Below are 19,351 nucleotides of genomic sequence, written 5' to 3'. Positions count from 1 at the left end.
CGACCCGGCCCCCACCGAGCCCACGCCAGCCCCACCGCCCTCGGCCCCCACAACCCCGCCGAACTCAGCCCCTCAGCTCCCCGCCCCATACCGCGGATGCACCAACGTGGAAGGCCGCAGTCCGTCCACCCGCGTACGGCCGAGCTCCCGCGCGCCCGCGTCCAGCACGGCCTGGGTGAGCGAGTCGGGCCGCGGCCCCGACGGGTCGAGCGCCAGGCCCGGCCGCGTACGCCCGGCCAGCACGAACGACCAGTCGTGCGGCGCGGGCGAACCGCCCGACGCACTCTCGAACGCGGACGCGGAGCGGGTGAGCCGCCCCTCCACGCGGTACGGCGCGGTCCGCAGCCCGGCGGCGCGGACGGTCGTCTCGACCGTCCAGAAGACACGCGGGCGGGAGTCGGCCGAGCCCGCGTGGACCACGAGCCGTCCGTCCTCGGCCAGCAGCCGGGAGGCCAGCCCGTAGAACTCCTGGGAGTAGAGCTTCGCGCTCCTCGTGAGCGCGGGGTCGGGGAGGTCCGAGATCACCACGTCGTACGTACGGTCCATGCCGCGCAGCCGGCGGAAGGCGCCGCCGTCGATGACATGCACCCGCGGATCCCGGTACACATGCCCGTTCAGCGCGCTGAGCCCCGCGTCGGTGCGCGCCAACCGCACGACGCCCGAGTCGAGTTCCACCACGTCGACCCGCTGCACCCCTGGATGCCGGAGCACTTCGCGGGCTGCGAGGCCGTCGCCACCGCCGAGGATGAGCACGCGCGCGTGCGGCCCGTTCATCGCGGGGTGGACGAGCGCCTCGTGATAGCGGCGCTCGTCGCGGCTGCTCATCTGCAGGCGCCCGTCGAAGTAAAGATCCAGAGAACCGTTACTGCCACCGGTGAGAACGATCTCCTGTTCGTCGGTCCGGACGACGGCCCGCACGTCCGGACCGTACAGCGCCTCCCGTGCCGCCTGCTCGAAGTCGTCGACGAGGACGACGCCCGTGGCGAGCACACCGAGCACGGCCGCATTGACGGCGATCAACCCGCGTCGGCTGCGCGCCGAGAGGTCCCGCCGGAAGAGGCCGAACACCAGCGCGGTGCCGGTGAGTGCGTTGACAGCGCCGGTGACCAGCGCACCCGTCAACTGGCCGCAGAGCGGCAGGAGAAGAAAGGGGAAGGCGAGCCCCCCGATCAGCGCACCCACATAGTCGGCGGCGAAGAGATCGGCGACCGCGCCCCCCGCGTCCTGCCGCCGGATGCGCTGGATCAGCACCATCAGCAGCGGCACTTCGGCGCCGATGAGCACACCGATCAGCAGCGCGAACGCCACCAGCAGATAGCGGGGCCCGCCGGCCCAGGCTCCCCCGAGGCCTCCGGTCCAGACGAAGACCGCATACAACGCCATCGCGCTGCACCCGCCGACCAGCGCGAGGAGCGCCTCGATCGCGCCGAATCCGGCGGCCGCCCGGCATCGCAGCCGCTTGGCGGCGAGCGAGCCGATGCCCATGGCGAAGACCATCACGGACAGGACGACGGAGGTCTGGGTGACGGAGTCGCCTGTCAAGTAGGTCGCGATGGCGACCAGTTCGAGTTCGTATACAAGACCACAGGCCGCGCAGATGAAGGCGCCGAGGAGAACGAGGGACCTGCCCGCCCCGGACCGCACGGGCAGGGGAGCCTGTCTCCGTCTTCTCCGGGAGGGTGGGGCGCCCGTCGGTGCGGCGCGCGCTGACGTTTCGACCACCCTGCGAACGCTACGTCACCGCACAGCCGCGTCCAGTCACCCACACGCGTGGAAACTGGTGCGGCGAACGCATACTCGGGAACACCTCAACACCGCAGCCTCACAAGGGCGTTCACCATACGAGGACACAACAGGCCGACAAGGCATAGCGGACACAAAAGGCCGAATGTCACGACCTGCGTGGCAGAGGGAGCCGCCGAACGAGAGGACAAGCGCTCACAACAGGGCGGCCTCGACGCGGCCCGTCACAACGCGACCGGCACCCTGACACCCACGCGCGTACGCGTCGCCACAAGCTGCCCTTCCTGCGGATACGCATGCCACGTACGCCAGTGCACCTGCCCCTCGTGGCGCTGCGCCAGCATCGCGGTGAACGCGTAAGGACTGCCGGGAAAGACGCCTGCCAGGCCGTTCGGATGATCGGCGACCAGCGCCAGGAGCTCCTGTGCGCGCCCGGCGAACGAGCCGGGTGAGAGCGTCTCGACGCGCGCCGCGAACTCGTACTCCCAGTCGCCGACGCGCTTGGCGACTCCCAGCGGAAGCGGTGTCCTGCTGCCGGGGATGCAGGCGACCGTCTCCGAGCAGGTGCCGTGCTCCTCCTCCAGAAGCACTTGATGGGAGGCACCGAGGAGCCGCAACTGCAGGCCGGCGCCGGGAAGTTCGACGTCGAGAGTGGCGAGCGCGGGGAGCGGCTCCCTTCCGAGGGCCCAGGCCAGGTCGGCCGCGCGCGTGTCGGTATAGGCGGTGTTGAGGGTGGTGAGCATGGGGGCTCCGCATAACACGCAATGAGGGGGAGGCCGGCGCGCCCCGGAGGCATCAGGAGATCGGCCCGGTCGGGAACCGGGCGACCGGTGAGCCGGCTCGTGCCCACGAGAAGGTCCCCCGAGGGCTGCGTTGACGGTCACGGAAAGCTGTGTTGACGGTTAAGAGCGACTATGTTGACGGTTAAAAGGAAATCATGAACAACAGCGGTGTCACAGCGCTTTTACCCAACTTCGAAAGCTTTCCATCCGCGCGAGGGCTCCACTGTTCACCTGTTCAACTGCGCAGCGCCCGCAGGGGACTTGCCCTGCGGGCGCTGCTCTGCACTCCACGGCCGGACCGCTTCACACGGCGAACCGGCGTCGCACGTACGGGTGTGTCACGTACGGATGTATCGCGCGCCGGCAGCCCCGATTCGCGCCGGGAACCGCCCCTTCGCGACCCGGGGGTTCGCAACGCTGTGTAGCGCGTTCCGGTCACTCCCGTGTCAGACGACCCCATGAGCGACCGGCCTCAGCTGCCGCCTCCGCAGCCGCCTCCACCGCCGCACGAGGACCCGCCCCCGCAGGACGAACCGCTGCTGCAGGACGACGACCCGCCGGAATCACCGGCCCACGAGGCGGTGTCCGACGAACCCCGCGAACGTGAACCCTTCCGGACGTGCGTGCTGCTGCCGCCCAGTTTCGCCGCCCCGATCATGAGGACGATCACGACCGCGATCACTGCCACCAGGATGATGCCTACTGCCATGGCTTCACCCCTCCTCTCATTCCCCCGAAGCAGGCCCCCGTGGGTCCCCGCTTTCTGCGTGGCATGGGGATGCCCCGGGCCTCTCGAAGCCAAAGCAGAATTGAGCAAGTCCAGAGCTTCGGCGCAGGATGGCCGCCATGACCTCCTCTTCCGGCTCCCCCGCCGCTTCCGGCACGGAACGACGCCCGCTGCTCAACCGCCGTCTTGCCGAGTTCGGTACGACGATCTTCGCTGAGATGTCCGCTCTCGCCGTACGGACCGGCTCGATCAACCTCGGCCAGGGCTTCCCCGACACCGACGGCCCGGAGGAGGTCCGCGAGGCCGCGGTCAGGGCGCTGCGCGACGGGCGCGGCAACCAGTACCCGCCGGGCCCGGGCGTGCCGGAGCTCCGCCAGGCCGTCGCCGCGCACCAGCAGCGGCGGTACGGGCTGTCGTACGACCCCGACACCGAGGTCCTCGTCACGGCTGGCGCGACCGAGGCCATCGCGGCCTCGCTGCTGGCGCTCCTCGAGCCGGGCGACGAGGTGGTGGCGCTCGAGCCCTACTACGACTCGTACGCCGCGTGCATCGCGATGGCGGGCGGCACCCGCGTGCCCGTGACGCTGCGCCCGCACGAGGAGGCGCCCGAGGGCCCTGACGGGGACGTGGGCGACGCTGCCCGAAGCTTCCGGCTGGATCTCGACGAGCTGCGTGACGCGATCACGGAGCGTACGCGCGTGCTGCTGATCAACACCCCTCACAACCCGACCGGCACGGTCCTCACCCGCGAGGAGCTCACCGCGATCGCGGAGCTGGCCGTGGAGCGCGATCTCCTCGTGGTCACGGACGAGGTCTACGAGCATCTGGTCTTCGACGACGCGGAGCACATCCCGCTCGCCACGTTCCCGGGGATGCGTGAGCGCACGGTCACCATCGGTTCCGCGGGCAAGACGTTCTCGTTCACGGGCTGGAAGGTCGGCTGGGTGACGGGGTCGCCAGAGCTGGTCGGGGCGGTCCGCTCGGCCAAGCAGTTCCTGACGTACGTCTCGTCGGGCCCGTTCCAGTACGCGGTCGCCGAGGCGCTCGCGCTTCCCGACACGTACTTCGAGAGCTTCCGTCAGGACATGCAGGCCAAGCGCGACCTGCTCAGCGAGGGGCTCAGGGAGGCGGGATTCGCCGTCTACCAGCCGGCCGGCACGTACTTCGTGACGACCGACATCCGGCCGCTGGGCGAGTCCGACGGCTTCGCGTTCTGCCGGGCGCTGCCTGAGCGCGCCGGGGTCGTCGCCATCCCGAATGCCGTGTTCTACGACCACAGGGCCGCGGGAGCGCCCTTCGTCCGCTTCGCGTTCTGCAAGCAGAGGGAGGTTCTCGAGGAGGCCGTGAAGCGCCTGAGGTCGTAGGCGGCCGCGCACCCTATTGGGGGATTTCCGCTCGCGCTGGCGTGTCGGTCGACGGAGGGTGCGGATGTGACCTTCCCGCGCACTGTTGCCCCTGCTCCGCTCGAGGCGGCCGGTACCGCGAGTTGTGCCCAACCGTTCGTCCCCCAGCGCCTCAAGCGCCTGGTGGGGCCCCGGACGGAACGCCTCATGGCGACGGCGGCCACGGCTCTCGGGCTGTTCGTCGCGGCCCGGCTGTGCGGCGTGCTCGTCCTCGCCGCCACCGCGCACCTCACCGGAAAGAGCACGTTCGCGCTGCTGGGGCGCTCCTGGGACTCCCTGTGGTACCTCGGGATCGCCACCCACGGGTACGGCCGGACCCTGCACTTCGAGCCGGGTGTCATCCACAGCGACCTGGCGTTCTTCCCGCTCTATCCCGCCCTCGTACGGACCGTCACCGCCGTCGTCCCGCTGAGCGGAGGCGCCGCCGGACTGCTGGTCTCATGGGCGGCCGCCATGGCCGCCGCATGGGGCATGTACCGGGTCGGGGTGCTGCTCCACGGACACGGCGTGGCCACCATGCTGGTCCTTCTGTGGGGCCTGCTCCCCCACTCGGTCGTCCTCTCCATGGCGTACACCGAACCGGTGCTCACCGCCTTCGCCGCCTGGTCGCTGTACGCGGTGCTCACCGGGCGCTGGCTGTGGGCGGGGACTCTGGCGGCGCTCGCCGGGGCCTCACGGCCGAACGGGTTCGCGGTGGCCGCCGCTGTCATCGCCGCGGCCGGGTGCGAGGCCTGGAAGCGCCGCGGGCGCGTTCCCCACACCCTGTGGACGGGCGCCGCGCTCGCGCCGCTCGGCTGGTGCGCCTTCGTCCTGTGGGTGGGGTTTCGCAAGGGCGATCCGCTCGACGGCTACTTCGCGGTGCAGCGCGGCTGGGGCTCGCGCTTCGACTTCGGCGCGGACTCGCTCGACTTCGTCAGACATGTGCTGCTCGAAGGCGACCGCATGGTCTTCCCCATGACGATGGTGATCGTCGCGGCCGCCGTACTCCTGTACGCGCTGCTGATCGCCGACCACGCGCCGCTTCCGCTGCTCGTCCACAGCGGCACCCTGCTGCTCATCACGGTCGCAGGATCGGGCTTCTTCGAGTCCAAGCCGCGCTTTCTGCTGCCGGCGTTCCCGCTGCTGCTGCCGCTCGCGTGCGCGCTCACACGAACGGCGAGAGCCCGGCCTCTGCACGCCGTCCTGGTGGTCGGCGCCCTGGCCGGGCTCTCCATGGCGTACGGCACGTATCTGGTAGCGATCGCGGATACGCCTCTGTGACTGCTGGCCCTACTCGTCGTCCTCGGGCTTCTCGGTGTTGTCGATCTCCTTCTCGAGCCCGAGCTGCTCTACGAGCCAGCGGTCGAACTCGATGGCGGCCCGCACCCAGCTGACGGTCGACGACACGAAGTGCTCCAGGCTGACGCCGGTGCCGACCAGCATCTGCGCCTCGCCGATGAGACGGACCGAGCCGTCGTCGTGCGTGTGGCTGTACACCTTGGGCCACAGGGTGCGGCGGTTCCAGTCGTCGATGGACTCGAGCAGCTGCGGCTTCTCGTCGATCTGGTGCGGACGGTCGTAGAACGTACGCACAGAGAAGATCTGCTGGTCACCCTCGCCGCGGAACATGAAATACGTACGGAACTGCTCCCACGGCGCCGCGAGGTCACCCTCGTCGTCGACGACGTACTTCAGCTCCATCTGCTCGAGGAGCTGCTTCACGAGGTCCTGATCCGGGACGACGGGGCCGGCCGGCCCTTGGGGCTGCGGCTCTGGCTGGCCCCCGAAGTTCGGAATCGAGGACGGGTCGATGCTCACCGTGTTTTTCCCTTCGTACGGATCCCGCCATCCTCCCTCAGGAGGGGCGGGGCATGGCAAGCCCCGCCCCCGGTGGTTCGGGTTCTGTGGCCGGATTCCGCTGAGAGCGTCCCGCCGGTGGCCCGGACCCGTGTTCAGACCGTCCGGGCGGCGGCCGGACCTGCGCTCAGAGGGTCTTGCCGGTGGCCGGGCCGACCAGCAGCCCGTCGCCGAAAGTGTCCACGCGGACCGTGTCGCCGTCCTTGACCTCGCCGGCGAGGATCTCCTTCGCGAGCCGGTCGCCGATGGCGGTCTGCACGAGGCGGCGCAGCGGCCGTGCTCCGTACGCCGGGTCGTTGCCCTCGTCCGCGAGCCAGGCCAGTGCCTCGGGGGTGACCTCCAGCGTGAGGCGCCGTTCCGCGAGCCGCTTGGCGAGCCGGTCGATCTGGAGCCTGGCGATGCGCTGCAGCTCGTCCTTGTCCAGGGCGGAGAAGACCACGATGTCGTCGAGCCGGTTGAGGAACTCCGGCTTGAAGGACGCGCGGACGATCTCCAGGACCTGCTCTTTCTTCTCCTGCTCGCCGGTCGTCGGATCGACGAGGAACTGGCTGCCGAGGTTCGAGGTCAGGACGAGGATGGTGTTGCGGAAGTCCACCGTCCGCCCCTGGCCGTCGGTCAGCCGTCCGTCGTCGAGTACCTGCAGCAGGATGTCGAAGACCTCGGGGTGCGCCTTCTCGACCTCGTCCAGGAGGATCACCGAGTACGGGCGTCGGCGCACCGCCTCGGTGAGCTGGCCGCCCTCCTCGTAGCCGACGTAGCCGGGAGGCGCGCCGACGAGCCGGGCGACGCTGTGCTTCTCGCCGTACTCGCTCATGTCGATGCGGACCATGGCCCGCTCGTCGTCGAACAGGAAGTCCGCGAGCGCCTTGGCCAGCTCCGTCTTGCCGACGCCCGTCGGGCCGAGGAAGAGGAACGAGCCCGTGGGCCGGTCCGGGTCGGCGATGCCGGCGCGGGTGCGGCGTACAGCGTCGGAGACCGCCCGGACGGCCTCGGTCTGGCCGATGAGGCGCTTGCCGATCTCCTCCTCCATGCGCAGCAGCTTCTGCGTCTCGCCCTCGAGGAGACGGCCCGCGGGGATGCCGGTCCAGGCGGCGACCACGTCCGCGATGTCGTCGGGACCGACCTCCTCCTTGACCATCGTGTCCTTGGCGACCTCCTCCTCGGCGGCGGATGCCGCCTCCAGGTCGCGCTCGAGGGCGGGGATCTCGCCGTACAGCAGCTTGGACGCGGTGTCGAAGTCGCCGTCGCGCTGGGCGCGTTCGGCCTGGCCGCGCAGCTCGTCGAGCTTCTCCTTCAGCTCGCCGACGCGGTTGAGGGACTGCTTCTCCTTCTCCCAGCGTGCGGTCAGCCCGCGCAGCTCCTCCTCCTTGTCGGCGAGGTCGCGGCGCAGCTTCTCGAGGCGCTCGCGGGAGGCCGGATCGGTCTCCTTCTCCAGCGCGAGCTCCTCCATTTTCAGCCGGTCGACGGCGCGCTGAAGCTCGTCGATCTCGACGGGTGAGGAGTCGATCTCCATACGCAGCCGGGACGCGGACTCGTCGACCAGGTCGATGGCCTTGTCGGGCAGGTACCGCGAGGTGATGTACCGGTCGGACAGGGTCGCGGCGGCCACGAGGGCGCTGTCCGCGATCTGCACCTTGTGGTGGGCCTCGTACCGCCCCTTGAGGCCGCGGAGGATCGCGATGGTGTCCTCGACGGTGGGCTCGGCGACCAGGACCTGCTGGAAGCGGCGTTCCAGGGCCGGGTCCTTCTCGATGCGTTCGCGGTACTCGTCGAGCGTCGTGGCGCCCACCATGCGCAGCTCGCCGCGCGCCAGCATGGGCTTGAGCATGTTGCCCGCGTCCATGGACGAGTCGCCTCCGGCGCCCGCGCCCACGACGGTGTGCAGCTCGTCGATGAACGTGATGATCTGCCCGTCGGAGTCCTTGATCTCGGCGAGGACGGTCTTCAGGCGTTCCTCGAACTCGCCGCGGTACTTCGCCCCGGCCACCATGGCGCCGAGGTCGAGCGCGACGAGCCGCTTGTTCTTGAGGGACTCCGGCACGTCGCCCTTCACGATGCGCTGGGCCAGCCCCTCGACGACGGCCGTCTTGCCGACGCCGGGCTCGCCGATGAGCACGGGGTTGTTCTTCGTACGGCGGGACAGCACCTGCACCACGCGCCGGATCTCCTGGTCCCGCCCGATGACGGGGTCGAGCTTGCCCTCGCGCGCGGCCGCGGTGAAGTCGGTGCCGAACTTCTCCAGGGCCTTGTACTGGCCCTCCGGGTCCGGTGTGGTCACGCGGCGCCCTCCCCTGGTCTTCTGGAACGCGTCCAGCAGTTTCTTGGCGCTTGCGCCCTGCTGGGAGAGTACGTCCCCGGCCTGGCCGCCCTTGGCGGCGATGCCGATGAGCAGGTGCTCCGTGGAGATGTAGTCGTCGCCCAGCTCCTTCGCGCGCTCCGTGGCGTCGGCGATGACGGCCAGCAGATCGCGGTTGGGCTGCGGCGGTGCGACGGTGGAGCCGGTGACGCTGGGCAGCGCGGAGAGCAGGCGTTCGGTACCCGCGCGCACGGCGGCCATGTCGGCCTCGACCGCCGCGAGCAGGTCGGTGATGTTCTCGTTGTCCTGCCCCTCGAGCAGCGCGAGAAGCAGGTGGGCGGGGGTCAGATCCGGATGCCCCTCGGTCACGGCCCGGTTGCTCGCCGCGCCGAGCGCGTCCCGGCTCCTGTTCGTCAGCTCGGCGTCCACGTTCGCTGTCTCCTCCTTGCGTCAGGCCATCCTCAAGCTGACCTGGCCAACGTACACAAAGTTGAGTCTATTCCACTCAAGGGCGCCCGGGGAAGTAGATTCGCACCCATGGCTGCGTACCCCGTCGATCCGCTCCGACCCGACCCCGTCTACCTCAGCTTCTGGCGCGAGCGGCATCTGTGCACGTTGACGACGCTCCGGTCCGACGGCACGCCGCACGTGGTACCGGTGGGGGTGACGTACGACCCGGAGGCGGGCCTCGCACGCGTGATCACGAACAAGTCGAGCGCGAAGGTCGGGCACGTGCTGGCCGCCGGGCCCGAGGGGGCGCGGGTCGCGGTCTGCCAGGTCGACGGCCGCCGCTGGGCGACCCTCGAGGGCCGCGCGACCGTGTGCACGGAGCCGGAGCGGATAGCGGAGGCCGAGCGGCGGTACGCGGAGCGGTACGGCCGCGTACCGTCCCCGAACCCGAACCGCGTGGCGATCGAGATCGCGCTTACGGCGGCAATGGGGCGCGGCTGAACCCGCTGCGGCTGGCCGCCGCACCCCTGCGGGCATACGTTCCGCTAGGGGCGGAACGACTGCCCACAACACTGCGGGGCCGCGCGCCGGCGCAAACTGCAGCGGCGCCACCGTGTTCAGGTCACGGTGGCGCCGCTGTGGGGGAAGCACCTGAGCGATCTGTTACGACGGGGGAATCGCGTCAGGCACTGCGGGGGGTGGCGGAAAAAGTTTCTGGAGCTTCCTGCTCGGCCGGCTGATGGTCACGCTGGTCGAGGTTCACAAAGATCATTCCGTACCGGACCGCACACCGCACGGGCTGTGGGGCGCCCCTCGGCCGGCGCAGGCACCGGTAGGCCCGTACGTCCTCGTCCTCCTCGCGCACCACGACGATCGGTTCACCGACCAGCGTCACCATCAACGAGTCACCGCGGTGGGGGATCGCCGTGACGAGATCGATGAAGTGCCAGCCCGATCGATAGGCGGTCGCCATTTCGCGACGGAAGGACCGGTCGTCGGGTGGGATGGTCATGCGTCCGCGCCCACCGGGGCCGTGTCCCAGCCGAGGTCCGGCGGTGCACTGGCGACACTCGAGCCCGGCACGCTGTCCCAACCGAGATCCAGAGGGCTCACTGCGCCGAAGACCAACCCGGCGGAGAAGGCAACGGCAAGCACCGTGCGAAGCATTTTCTTGCACATAGTGGGCTTCGTCCTCACTTCCCAGATGTCTCTCCCCCGCTTTCAAGACGATGGCTCATCAAGCCACGTCAAAGCCACAGAAGCGATGCATCATGTTCCTGCACGTTCAGGACCCTGGGGGGTGGAGATTTGCCTCAAACAAATACACAACGGACGCATCCCCACGGTGTGACCGAACTGTGCGATGCAGGGAAGCGTTTGTACGCCGACGCTTTGCGCCTGGGGCGCATAGGGCGCGCGGAGGTGGCACCCGCTCCCTGCCTCCTCGAGTTCGCGCTCCTGCACCCCGACCCGGACGACCCCAGCTGGCTTCACCCTGTTCCGCCGACGGCGGCGCTGGCGCAGCGACTCCATCCCATAGAGCGCGAGATCCAGGAGCGCAGGGCCTTCGCCATCGAACTGACCGACTCCTTTGAGCCATTCATGGGCATCAGCGCTCAGAACCTCCAGGCCAACCATGCGGTGACGGTGCTTGAGGGCATCGAGCGGATCAACGCGGCCATCGACCTCGCCACGGCCGAATGCCACTCCGAGGTGCTCACCGTGCAGCCCGGCGGCGGACGCAGCGAGAACGTGCTCGGCGCGGCGCTGAAGCGCGGCCAGGCCGTCATAGAGCGCGGCATCTCGATGCGCACGCTCTACCAGCACACCGTGCGGCACAGCCAGGGAACCCTCGCCTACGCCGAGATCATGGCCAAGGGCAAGGTGGAGATACGCACCCTCGAGGAACTCATAGAGCGCCTCATGATCTTCGACCGGACCGTCGCCTTCATACCGGCCCGCGATGACCGCCGCGTCGCCCTGGAGCTGCGCCACCCCGGCCTGGTCGAATATCTCGTGAAGGTCTTCGAACAACTCTGGCGCCGCGCGGTCCCCCTGCTCGACGAGCCTCCCTACGCCCCCGCCACGGACGGCATCAGCGGCGTCCAGCGCTCCATAGCCAAGCTCCTCGTCGAGGGCCACGTCGACGAGGCCATAGCCCGCCGCCTCGGCATGAACGTACGCACCTGCCGCGCCCACATCGCGAAACTCGCCGCCGCCCTCGGCAGCGGCAGCCGCGCACAACTCGGCTACCTCATCGCCCAGTCGGGGATCCTGGAACAGGACCACTGAGCCGTCAGCGGCCGGCCCGAACCCCCGTGAGCTGCCGGAAACCACCGGGAGACCGGGATGTTACGTATCGCATCTAACGTCGCGCCATGGCGGACATATTCGACGCATACGCGTTGGCCGATGCATGGGACGAAATGTTTGAGCGGCCGGGTGAAGTCAGGACCGCCTATGAGCCGGTGCTGGCGGCGCTGCAGCCCATGGATCCGGCCGAACTGCGGTTCAGGGCGGACCAGATGGCGAGGTCGTTCACGGACCGGGGTGTGACCTACGCCTTCGCGGGCGAGGAGCGGCCCTGGCCGCTGGATCTCGTGCCGCGGATACTCGACGCGCTCGAGTGGGACCTGATCTCGCGCGGGGTCGCCCAGCGCGTGAAGGCGCTGGAGGCGTATCTCGCCGATGCCTACGGGCCGTGCCGGGCCTTCGAGGACGGTGTGGTGCCTTGGCGGCTGCTGCTGAACTCGCCGCACTTCCACAGAGCGGCGGGGCCCGTCGAGCCACCGGGCGGGGTGCGTATCCACGTCGCCGGGATCGATCTCGTACGGGATGTGCAGGGCGATTTCCGGGTGCTCGAGGACAACGTGCGGGTGCCGTCCGGCGTTTCGTACGTCATCGAGAACCGGCGCGCGATGACGCGGATCTTCCCGTCGCTCTTCGCCGAGCAGCATGTGCTGCCAGTCGACGGCTACTGCCAGCGGCTGCTGGCCGCGCTACGGGCCGCCGCGCCGGACGGAGTCGCAGACCCGCGCGTGGTCGTGCTGACGCCGGGCCCGAGCAACGCCGCCTACTTCGAACACGCTCTGCTCGCCCGGCTGATGGGTGTGCAGCTGGTCGAGGGGCACGATCTGGTCTGCCGGAACAACCGGGTGTGGATGCGTACGACGCGCGGTGAGATGCCGGTCCATGTCGTATACCGGCGGCTCGACGACGACTTCCTCGATCCGCTGCACTTCCGGCCGGACTCGGTGATCGGCTGCCCGGGCATCCTCGGCGCCGCGCAGGCGGGCACGGTCACGCTGGCGAACGCGGTCGGCAACGGCATCGCGGACGACAAGCTCCTCTACACGTATGTGCCGGATCTGATCCGCTACTACCTTTCTGAGGAACCGATTCTGCCGAACGTGGAGTCGTTCCGTCCGGACGAGCCGGGGCAGCTGGAAGCCGTGCTCGACCAGCTCGACCGGCTGGTCATCAAGCCCGTGGACGGGGCCGGCGGCCAGGGCATCGTCATAGGTCCGCACGCCGACAAGGCCACGCTGGACCGGGTCCGCAAGGAGGTCGTGGCCGATCCGCGCGGGTGGATCGCCCAGCGTCCCGTCGCCCTGTCGACCTCGCCCACACTGGCGGGCGACGGCATGGCGCCGCGCCATATAGACCTCCGCCCGTTCGCCGTGAACGACGGCGACGAGGTGTGGGTGCTGCCCGGCGGACTCACCCGGGTGGCCCTGCAGGAGGGGAACCTCATCGTGAACTCCAGCCAGGGCGGCGGCTCCAAGGACACCTGGGTCCTCACGAACGGCCAGCCTGCGTCCGCCGTGGCGGACGAACCGGCCGGTACCCCGCCGCCGGTCGCGCCGCGCCAGCTGGGCCCCGACGGTGCCACCCTCCAGGGCGTACAGGAAGGAGCGCAGCAGCAGTGAGGACCACCCCTGCAGGACAGCAAGGACAGCAAGCACAGCCAGGACACCCAGGCCAGCCAAGCCAGCCGGGACAGACTTCCGGACAGCCCTCCGGCGCAGGAGGTACCGCTGTGAACGACGTGATCCTCTCCCGCATCGCCGAAGCCCTCACCTGGACCGGCCGCTACGTCGAACGGGCCGACGCGACCGCCCGCATCCTCGACGCGTATCTGCACCGCCTGCTGGAGGACCCGTGGCGCGACGAGGACACCGCGTGCCGCTCGCTGTACGCGATCCTCGGCCTGGACGCGGGCGGCGAGCCCGTCGACATGCAGCAGGTGCTCGACCAGCTGGCCTTCGACGCACGTTCCACCGGCGCCATCGAGGGCGCGCTCGGCGCCGCCCGGCTCAACGCCCGCAGCGCCCGCGAGGCCGTCTCCTCCGAGATGTGGGAGTGCCTCAACTCCACCTGGCACGCGCTCGCCGACCAGCGCACGGCGGCACGCCGCACCGGCCCGTACGCGTATCTGGAGCTGGTACGCCGCCGGGCAGCGCTCTTCTTCGGGCTCGCGGACTCAACGATGAGCCGGGACGACAGCTGGCGGTTCGTGGTGCTCGGCCGCAGCCTCGAGCGGGTGGACATGACGGTCCGCCTGCTGTCCGTGCGTGTGCTGGACGCCGCCCACGCCCCCGACTGGCCGACGCTGCTGAGCGCGAGCGGTGCGGACGAGGCGTACGCGCGCGTGTACGGCGGTTTCGGCGACACCCCGCGGGTAGCCGAATTCCTGTTGCTGGACAGGGACTTCCCGCGCTCGGCGCTGCATGCGCTCACGACTGCGGAGGAGTGCCTGGCCGCGCTCGGCCGTCCGCGCCAGGACCCGGCGCGCCGACCGATAGGCCGGACGCGGACGCGCCTGGAATACCTGGACTCGGCCGCGCTGGAGGACGGACTGCCGCACCTGCTGCGCGATCTGCAGCAGGCCTGCATGGCCTCCGCGGAGGCGGTGGCGGAGAGGTTCTTTCCGTACCAAGGCCCGGTCGAGTGGGCCCAGGAAGGCGCGTGAGCGGGATGACAAGAAGGACGACGACCGTGGACACAGTGAGCACGATGCGGCAGACGAGCAGGCTCCGGATCAGGCACGAGACGCGTGTCTCGTACGCGCAGGCGGCGGTCTCCTCGCACAACGAGGTCCGGATGACCCCGCTGACCCTGCCGGGCCAGACCACGCTGGACGCGCGCGTGACCATCAGCCCGGCGACGGCGACATGGGCGTACTGGGACTACTGGGGCACCCAGGTCACCGGCTTCGATCTGATGGAGCCGCACGAGGACCTGACGATCACGGCGCTGAGCCTGGTGGAGACCGCCCCTCCGGAACCCCTCGCGTCCCCGCCCACCTGGGCGGAGGTGGCCGAACGGAGCGCTGACTCGCGCCTGTTGGAGTACGCGGTTGCCACCCGGCGTACCGCCGTGACAGAGGAGCTGACCGACCTGGCCCGCGCTGCGGCCCACGGCCTGGACGCGCACGAGACGGCGGTCGCCGTGTCGGACCTCGTGGCGGACCGGGTCGCGTACGTCCCCGGCGCGACGGGCGTCCAGACCGTCGCCACCGAGGCGTGGGAGCAGGGCGCCGGCGTCTGCCAGGACATCGCCCACCTCACGGCGGGCCTGCTCCGCGCCCTCGGCCTCCCCACCCGCTATGTCTCCGGCTACCTCCACCCGGAACGCGACGCGGAACTCCACCGCCCGGTCGCGGGTCAGAGCCACGCCTGGGTCGAGTACTGGGCGGGCGACTGGTCCGGCTACGACCCGACGAACCGCACCCGCGCGGGCGAGTCCCACGTGATCGTGGGCCGGGGCCGGGACTACGACGACGTGACGCCGCACAAGGGGGTGTACCGGGGAGTGGCGGGTGGTCCGCCGGAGGTGTTGGTGGAGTTCACGCGGGTGGCGTGAGGGCGGGTGGGGGCGCCTCCGCCACGGGTCCATGGGTTCGGGGCGCTCCCGCAGGCCCGTACGAGGTCAGGCTCGTGCGGGACCGGTGATGGTCCTTGGCCTCTCAGCAGCAAGAGCGGTCACGGTGGCGCACCTCCTTTCCAGTGTGGGCTTGGCGTCCGTGGGGCACAAGCAACGCCGCCACGATAGGCGGCACACGGCCTCACCTGCGGAAATGTCCCCGGTTCACCCGAACCGGGCAAGCAGAAACAACTAACCGGGGCCGAGCTCGAACCAAACGCCCTTCGCGTACCGCCCCGCGCGTTCGTCCGCGACGCCCCAGGTGTCCGCGACCTCGGCGACGAGCGCGAGTCCGCGGCCCCAGCAGGCGGCGGCCCCTGCGGCGGGGCGCGTCACCACCGGCGGGTCCGGGCTCTCGTCGAAGACGCTGACCCGGAGGCGCGCCGGGGTGAGCCAGACCCTCACCATCGCGGAGCCCTTGGTATGCAGGTGGACGTTCGTGACGAGTTCCGACGTGCAGAGCGTTGCCGCGTCGGCGAACGGGTCTCTACCGAGGGCGAGCAGGACGCCGCGTACGAAGTCGCGGCACACCTTGGGGGCGGTGGCGTCGCCGGGGGCGAAGAGGCTGTACTCGTACGAGGGTTGGACGGGGCGGTGCGGAGCGCTTCGGGCGGGGTGCATGAATGACGACTCCCATCGACAGGCGTGAGCAGGGCCTTCCCGTGCCGAGCGATGGCGTTGCCCGCACACTCCTGGCGAGAGGAGCGGGTGCTCTGTCGGCTTACAGGCAAGGGGAGTTGAGCGGCTCCGTAGCGTTATCGGCGCCACACTCACAGTAGGGAAGAAGGGTTACCGCGTGCAACCCGTTCGTCAGATTGAGTAGACCGCGCAGCTCAGTCGGGGCACACTGACGCCAACCCAGCCGGAAGAGGACGCACGTTGGCACTCCGCACCAGCACCACAGAACGGCAGCGCCGCCTCGGCGCGGAATTGCGGAAGCTGCGTGAAGAGGCGGGCTACTCCGTGACGGAGGGCGGTGAGTTCATCGGCATGGCGCGCGCCCACCTTGGTCACGTCGAGGCCGGCCGCACCGCCATCCCGCCGGAAAAGCTACGCACCCTGTGCCGGGCATATGGGTGCACACGGGAACCGCTCATCGAGGCCCTGGTAGCCATGGGCGAGGACAGCGGGAAGGGCTGGTGGACCGATTACCGGCACGTAGTCGCGCCAGCTGCCCTGGATCTCGCCGAACTTGAAGCAGCTGCCGATGCCCTGCTCTCTTACGAATCCCTGTTCATCCCGGGAATCCTTCAGATCGCGGACTACACGCGGTCCATCTTCCGCTCCAGTCAGAGTGAGCGCTCCGAGTACGACCTTGACAAGGCTGTCCGGTTCCGGATGGAACGGCAACGGATCCTCGCCCAGGAGCAGCCCCCAACGTTGCACGCCGTCATCCACGAGGCCGCGCTCCATGTGCGGTTCGGCGGTGCAGCCGTCATGCGCAGGCAACTGCTGCACCTGATCCGCATGGCGGAGCTACCGCACGTCACGATTCAGGTGCTGCCCTTCACTGCCGAAGGGCTGTCGGCCTTCAGCACCCCGTTCCTGTTCGCCGTCTCCCACAAATCGGCACTCGAGACGGTCCTCGTGGAAAACCCAGCGGCCTCGCACTACGTCCACGAACGCGACGCGGTACTCAGATACCGCACGCGCTTCGACCGCCTTCGCGCCGCATCCCTACCCCCCGTGGACCCGGGAGTGCCCGCTTCCTCACATGAGTCACGCGACTCCCTCGCCCTGATCCAACACCTGCTCTACAGCCTTCAGGAGGACTGACCATGCGCCCCGAACTCGCCTGGATAAAGTCGTCGTTCAGCGAGGACCAGGCGAACTGCGTATACGTCGCCGCTGCCCCCGACAGCACCATCCACCTCCGCGAAAGCGACACCCCAGACGTCGTCCTCCACACCACACCCGCCGGCCTCGCCGCCCTCCTCCACCACCTCAGGGCAGGCTCGCCCGGCGCGAAGTAAGTCCCCTGCTCATTGCCTGCCCGCCGCAGATGGGGAACCCTTGGCAGCTCAGCCCCAGCGCTGCCTTGGTGCCGGGACTCGTCGACAAGGGGGAGGACCAGAATGCGGTTCACGTTGGTCGGTATGGCCGTGGCGGCGGAGGATCCGGCGCGCAGTGCGGCCTGGTTCAGTGCGCACTTCGGGTTCAAGGTCGGTATCGACCTGGGGTGGTACGTGAACACCCAGCACCCCGAACACCCGAACCTGAGCCTGGACTTCGTCCAGCGCGATCACGAGTCGTGGCCTGAGGCGACCCGGGGCAAGGCGGTCGTCGGCACGCTCCTCGCGTTCCTGGTCGAGGATGTCGACGCCGAGCATGAGCGGTTGCGGGCGGCCGGTCTCGAGGTGGTCCTGCCGCTGGTCACCGAGCCGTGGGGACAGCGCCGGTTCCAGGTCGCCGGGCCCGACGGCGTACTGGTGGAAGTACTGCAGACGGTGGCGCCGGATCCGCAGTGGCTGGCCGCGAACGGCCTGGCCGGCTGAGCGGCGACGAAGCACCCCGGCCTAGCAGAACCCGAGCCGCCCGAACCGCGACCCCCACACGGTCGCGCTGACGTGCCGCTCGTTCACGATCCAGGCCCGCTGGCCCACGGGGCAGCTGCTCGTCCCCACCGGGTCGATCGAGACGGCGGAGTAGTCGCCCCAGCGTTCGACGAGGTCGGACGAGGGGTTGTACGCCGCGGGTGCCTGGGCGAAGTCCGAGCCGCCGACGACGTTCGCCGTGTCGGTGGACAGCCGTCCCCCGCCCTTGACCCTGGCCTGGTGGGGGGCTGGACCGCCCGGGACACGGGTGGAGGTCCAGGTGAAGAACATCCGCCCGATCGGGTTCGCCGATGTGCCTCCCACGGCGGAGCCCGCCACCGAGGGATTGAAGTCGTCGGAGTTCGCGGACTCGAAGACGAATCCGGAGCGGCCGACGGGGACGGTGTTGGTCGCCGTGTCGATCTGGTACCACTTCGCCGTCGCGCGGTTGTCCGCGTTGATGGTGTGGACGTTCAGCAGCTGGTTGCCGATCTGCGTACTGACGTTCTGGAAGCGGGCGTTGAGGGTGTCGAGGCGGTCGGTCGTGCCCGGCTGGCGGGCGTCCGGCGGAACGGAGAACGCCGGCACCGGCACATGGGCCTGGAGCGCGATGCTCGCGGTGCTCCGGCCGATGCCCGTGGCCCGGAACAGCTTCAGATGGGACGGGTTCCCGGCGCTCGCCGCCACCAGGAACGCGTTCGCGTTGTTGTCCTCCACGATCGGAGGTGCCACGGTCCCGGGCGTACCGAGGTCGAAGTACGGCCGCGAGAACGACCGTCCGTTGTAGGCCGCCGCCTTGGGAATGCCGAAGGCCCGCGTACGGACGTAGGAGTCCCCGCTGAAGATGTTGGCGGTGACGATCAGGGCGTCCTGGTCCATGCCGAGCTGCGGGTAGTCGAAGAAGTTGCCCGTCGACTCCGGCACGTCGAACTTGTAGAGGTAGTACGCCCCCGTGGGGTCGGGGGTCCTGGACACCCCGAGGAAGACGTACTGGACCGTCGAGCTCTCCTGGAAGGCCACGCCGAAGACGACCCAGCGGTCCCACCGCCGGTCGTACACGACCCGGGGATCGAAGATGGTCCTGGCCGTGTAGCCGAAGAAGCTGTTGAGGGTCGTGTTCTTGACCAGCGCGCCGTCCGACTTCCGGAAGATGCCCACGCCCCTGTGGTTGGTGATCTCGACGAAGTGGTTCACACCCACGGCTCCATGGGTGTCCGGCGGGCGGGCGCAGCAGGAGCCCGCGTTCAGTCCCTCGAAGCTGAGCTGAGGGGCGGGTGGTGCCAGGCGCCGGGGGGTGTCACCGGTTCCGTCCGCAGGGCGCTCCTGCGGACGGATCTTCATGGACCTGCGCAGCTCCTCCTCGGTCTCCGTGGGCCTGGGTCCGAGCGGGGGCAGCTGGGCGGCCTGGAAGTGCCCGGACGGAGTGGCGGTCCTGGCCGCGGGCGCCCGGATCTCATCGGTGGCCTCGATCGCCCGTTCCGGGGACCGTTCCTGAGCCTTCGTCGGCCCCGGAGCCAGGCCGATGAGCAGTCCGAACACCACCGGTACGAGAGGTACGAGAGGCAGGAGGTGACGCGCTCTTCGCCTGATCATCAAGGTGGGACCTCTTCTCGTCACCGAGGGGGTGCGCAAGCGCCGCGTACAGGCCGACGCCG

18 protein-coding genes are annotated in these 19,351 nt (G+C 69.7%); 10 read left to right on the top strand and 8 right to left on the bottom strand.

The window, feature by feature from the left end; genetic code table 11:
• Nucleotides 1-72: 72 nt before the first annotated feature.
• The 3 genes from ACSMXV_RS22800 to ACSMXV_RS22790 form a co-directional block, all read right to left on the bottom strand.
• A complete protein-coding gene (locus ACSMXV_RS22800; RefSeq protein WP_473173167.1) occupies nucleotides 73-1,722 on the bottom strand; it encodes a polyamine aminopropyltransferase in 1,650 nt (549 codons plus the stop codon).
• Between the two features lie 245 nt (nucleotides 1,723-1,967).
• On the bottom strand, nucleotides 1,968-2,486 hold the full coding sequence (locus ACSMXV_RS22795) for a DUF2617 family protein (RefSeq protein WP_473173166.1): 519 nt from the start codon (nucleotides 2,484-2,486) through the stop codon (nucleotides 1,968-1,970).
• Between the two features lie 511 nt (nucleotides 2,487-2,997).
• A complete protein-coding gene (locus ACSMXV_RS22790; protein ID WP_473173165.1) occupies nucleotides 2,998-3,234 on the bottom strand; it encodes a hypothetical protein in 237 nt (78 codons plus the stop codon).
• 128 nt (nucleotides 3,235-3,362) lie between these two features.
• Between ACSMXV_RS22790 and ACSMXV_RS22785 the strand changes: the two genes are divergently transcribed.
• On the top strand, nucleotides 3,363-4,616 hold the full coding sequence (locus ACSMXV_RS22785; RefSeq protein ID WP_473173164.1) for a pyridoxal phosphate-dependent aminotransferase: 1,254 nt from the start codon (nucleotides 3,363-3,365) through the stop codon (nucleotides 4,614-4,616).
• 186 nt (nucleotides 4,617-4,802) lie between these two features.
• Nucleotides 4,803-5,915: a hypothetical protein gene (locus ACSMXV_RS22780; protein ID WP_473173163.1), complete on the top strand. Its 1,113-nt coding sequence runs from the start codon at nucleotides 4,803-4,805 to the stop codon at nucleotides 5,913-5,915.
• Between the two features lie 9 nt (nucleotides 5,916-5,924).
• Here ACSMXV_RS22780 and ACSMXV_RS22775 read toward each other — a convergent pair whose 3' ends face one another.
• Together ACSMXV_RS22775 and clpB are read right to left on the bottom strand one after the other, a co-directional pair.
• Nucleotides 5,925-6,452: a YbjN domain-containing protein gene (locus ACSMXV_RS22775; RefSeq protein WP_473173162.1), complete on the bottom strand. Its 528-nt coding sequence runs from the start codon at nucleotides 6,450-6,452 to the stop codon at nucleotides 5,925-5,927.
• Nucleotides 6,453-6,618: 166 nt separating this feature from the next.
• The gene (clpB, locus tag ACSMXV_RS22770) at nucleotides 6,619-9,216 is read right to left on the bottom strand and encodes an ATP-dependent chaperone ClpB (RefSeq protein ID WP_473173161.1); all 2,598 of its coding nucleotides are present in this window, start codon (nucleotides 9,214-9,216) and stop codon (nucleotides 6,619-6,621) included.
• Nucleotides 9,217-9,324: 108 nt separating this feature from the next.
• On the opposite strand from clpB, the gene ACSMXV_RS22765 reads away from it, so the two are divergent.
• On the top strand, nucleotides 9,325-9,738 hold the full coding sequence (locus ACSMXV_RS22765) for a pyridoxamine 5'-phosphate oxidase family protein (protein WP_473173160.1): 414 nt from the start codon (nucleotides 9,325-9,327) through the stop codon (nucleotides 9,736-9,738).
• 181 nt (nucleotides 9,739-9,919) lie between these two features.
• On the opposite strand, the gene ACSMXV_RS22760 is transcribed toward ACSMXV_RS22765, so the two are convergent.
• Entirely contained in the window at nucleotides 9,920-10,249 is a 330-nt protein-coding gene (locus ACSMXV_RS22760; protein WP_473173159.1) for a (2Fe-2S)-binding protein, read from the bottom strand.
• Between the two features lie 296 nt (nucleotides 10,250-10,545).
• Here ACSMXV_RS22760 and ACSMXV_RS22755 point away from each other — a divergent pair, with 296 nt between their 5' ends.
• The 4 genes from ACSMXV_RS22755 (at nucleotide 10,546) to ACSMXV_RS22740 (ending at nucleotide 15,102) form a co-directional block, all read left to right on the top strand.
• Nucleotides 10,546-11,529, top strand: a complete 984-nt coding sequence (locus tag ACSMXV_RS22755; protein ID WP_473173158.1) for a helix-turn-helix transcriptional regulator — start codon at nucleotides 10,546-10,548, stop codon at nucleotides 11,527-11,529.
• Between the two features lie 86 nt (nucleotides 11,530-11,615).
• Entirely contained in the window at nucleotides 11,616-13,166 is a 1,551-nt protein-coding gene (locus tag ACSMXV_RS22750) for a circularly permuted type 2 ATP-grasp protein (protein WP_473173157.1), read from the top strand.
• Nucleotides 13,167-13,276: 110 nt separating this feature from the next.
• Complete coding sequence (locus ACSMXV_RS22745; protein ID WP_473173156.1) at nucleotides 13,277-14,209, top strand: alpha-E domain-containing protein; 933 nt, start codon at nucleotides 13,277-13,279, stop codon at nucleotides 14,207-14,209.
• Between the two features lie 44 nt (nucleotides 14,210-14,253).
• On the top strand, nucleotides 14,254-15,102 hold the full coding sequence (locus ACSMXV_RS22740) for a transglutaminase family protein (RefSeq protein ID WP_473179039.1): 849 nt from the start codon (nucleotides 14,254-14,256) through the stop codon (nucleotides 15,100-15,102).
• Nucleotides 15,103-15,354: 252 nt separating this feature from the next.
• Here ACSMXV_RS22740 and ACSMXV_RS22735 read toward each other — a convergent pair whose 3' ends face one another.
• Nucleotides 15,355-15,783 (bottom strand): ATP-binding protein, encoded by a 429-nt coding sequence (locus ACSMXV_RS22735; RefSeq protein ID WP_473173155.1) that lies wholly within the window; start codon nucleotides 15,781-15,783, stop codon nucleotides 15,355-15,357.
• A 258-nt stretch (nucleotides 15,784-16,041) separates the two neighbouring features.
• On the opposite strand from ACSMXV_RS22735, the gene ACSMXV_RS22730 reads away from it, so the two are divergent.
• The 3 genes from ACSMXV_RS22730 (at nucleotide 16,042) to ACSMXV_RS22720 (ending at nucleotide 17,657) form a co-directional block, all read left to right on the top strand.
• On the top strand, nucleotides 16,042-16,938 hold the full coding sequence (locus ACSMXV_RS22730; RefSeq protein ID WP_473173154.1) for a helix-turn-helix domain-containing protein: 897 nt from the start codon (nucleotides 16,042-16,044) through the stop codon (nucleotides 16,936-16,938).
• A 2-nt stretch (nucleotides 16,939-16,940) separates the two neighbouring features.
• Nucleotides 16,941-17,135 carry a DUF397 domain-containing protein gene (locus ACSMXV_RS22725; RefSeq protein ID WP_473173153.1) on the top strand — a complete coding sequence of 65 codons (195 nt, stop codon included), beginning with the start codon at nucleotides 16,941-16,943 and terminating at the stop codon, nucleotides 17,133-17,135.
• 102 nt (nucleotides 17,136-17,237) lie between these two features.
• The gene (locus tag ACSMXV_RS22720; protein ID WP_473173152.1) at nucleotides 17,238-17,657 is read left to right on the top strand and encodes a VOC family protein; all 420 of its coding nucleotides are present in this window, start codon (nucleotides 17,238-17,240) and stop codon (nucleotides 17,655-17,657) included.
• Nucleotides 17,658-17,678: 21 nt separating this feature from the next.
• On the opposite strand, the gene ACSMXV_RS22715 is transcribed toward ACSMXV_RS22720, so the two are convergent.
• Nucleotides 17,679-19,289, bottom strand: coding sequence for a hypothetical protein (locus tag ACSMXV_RS22715; RefSeq protein WP_473173151.1), 1,611 nt, complete (start codon nucleotides 19,287-19,289; stop codon nucleotides 17,679-17,681).
• Nucleotides 19,290-19,351 lie beyond the last annotated feature (62 nt).

The sequence above is a fragment of the Streptomyces sp. DSM 42067 genome (genome assembly GCF_055792885.1).
This window is presented reverse-complemented; position numbering and strand designations above follow the sequence as displayed.

Excerpts from the sequence above, each read along its gene's own strand:
- ACSMXV_RS22785 (WP_473173164.1), top strand. The coding sequence starts at position 3,363 with ATGGCCGCCATGACCTCCTCTTCCGGCTCCCCCGCCGCTTCCGGCACG.
- ACSMXV_RS22765 (WP_473173160.1), top strand. The coding sequence starts at position 9,325 with ATGGCTGCGTACCCCGTCGATCCGCTCCGACCCGACCCCGTCTACCTC.
- ACSMXV_RS22740 (WP_473179039.1), top strand. The coding sequence starts at position 14,254 with ATGCGGCAGACGAGCAGGCTCCGGATCAGGCACGAGACGCGTGTCTCG.
- ACSMXV_RS22750 (WP_473173157.1), top strand. The coding sequence starts at position 11,616 with ATGGCGGACATATTCGACGCATACGCGTTGGCCGATGCATGGGACGAA.
- ACSMXV_RS22735 (WP_473173155.1), bottom strand. The coding sequence starts at position 15,783 with ATGCACCCCGCCCGAAGCGCTCCGCACCGCCCCGTCCAACCCTCGTAC.
- ACSMXV_RS22780 (WP_473173163.1), top strand. The coding sequence starts at position 4,803 with ATGGCGACGGCGGCCACGGCTCTCGGGCTGTTCGTCGCGGCCCGGCTG.
- ACSMXV_RS22795 (WP_473173166.1), bottom strand. The coding sequence starts at position 2,486 with ATGCTCACCACCCTCAACACCGCCTATACCGACACGCGCGCGGCCGAC.
- ACSMXV_RS22760 (WP_473173159.1), bottom strand. The coding sequence starts at position 10,249 with ATGACCATCCCACCCGACGACCGGTCCTTCCGTCGCGAAATGGCGACC.
- ACSMXV_RS22715 (WP_473173151.1), bottom strand. The coding sequence starts at position 19,289 with ATGATCAGGCGAAGAGCGCGTCACCTCCTGCCTCTCGTACCTCTCGTA.
- ACSMXV_RS22790 (WP_473173165.1), bottom strand. The coding sequence starts at position 3,234 with ATGGCAGTAGGCATCATCCTGGTGGCAGTGATCGCGGTCGTGATCGTC.
- ACSMXV_RS22725 (WP_473173153.1), top strand. The coding sequence starts at position 16,941 with ATGCGCCCCGAACTCGCCTGGATAAAGTCGTCGTTCAGCGAGGACCAG.
- ACSMXV_RS22720 (WP_473173152.1), top strand. The coding sequence starts at position 17,238 with ATGCGGTTCACGTTGGTCGGTATGGCCGTGGCGGCGGAGGATCCGGCG.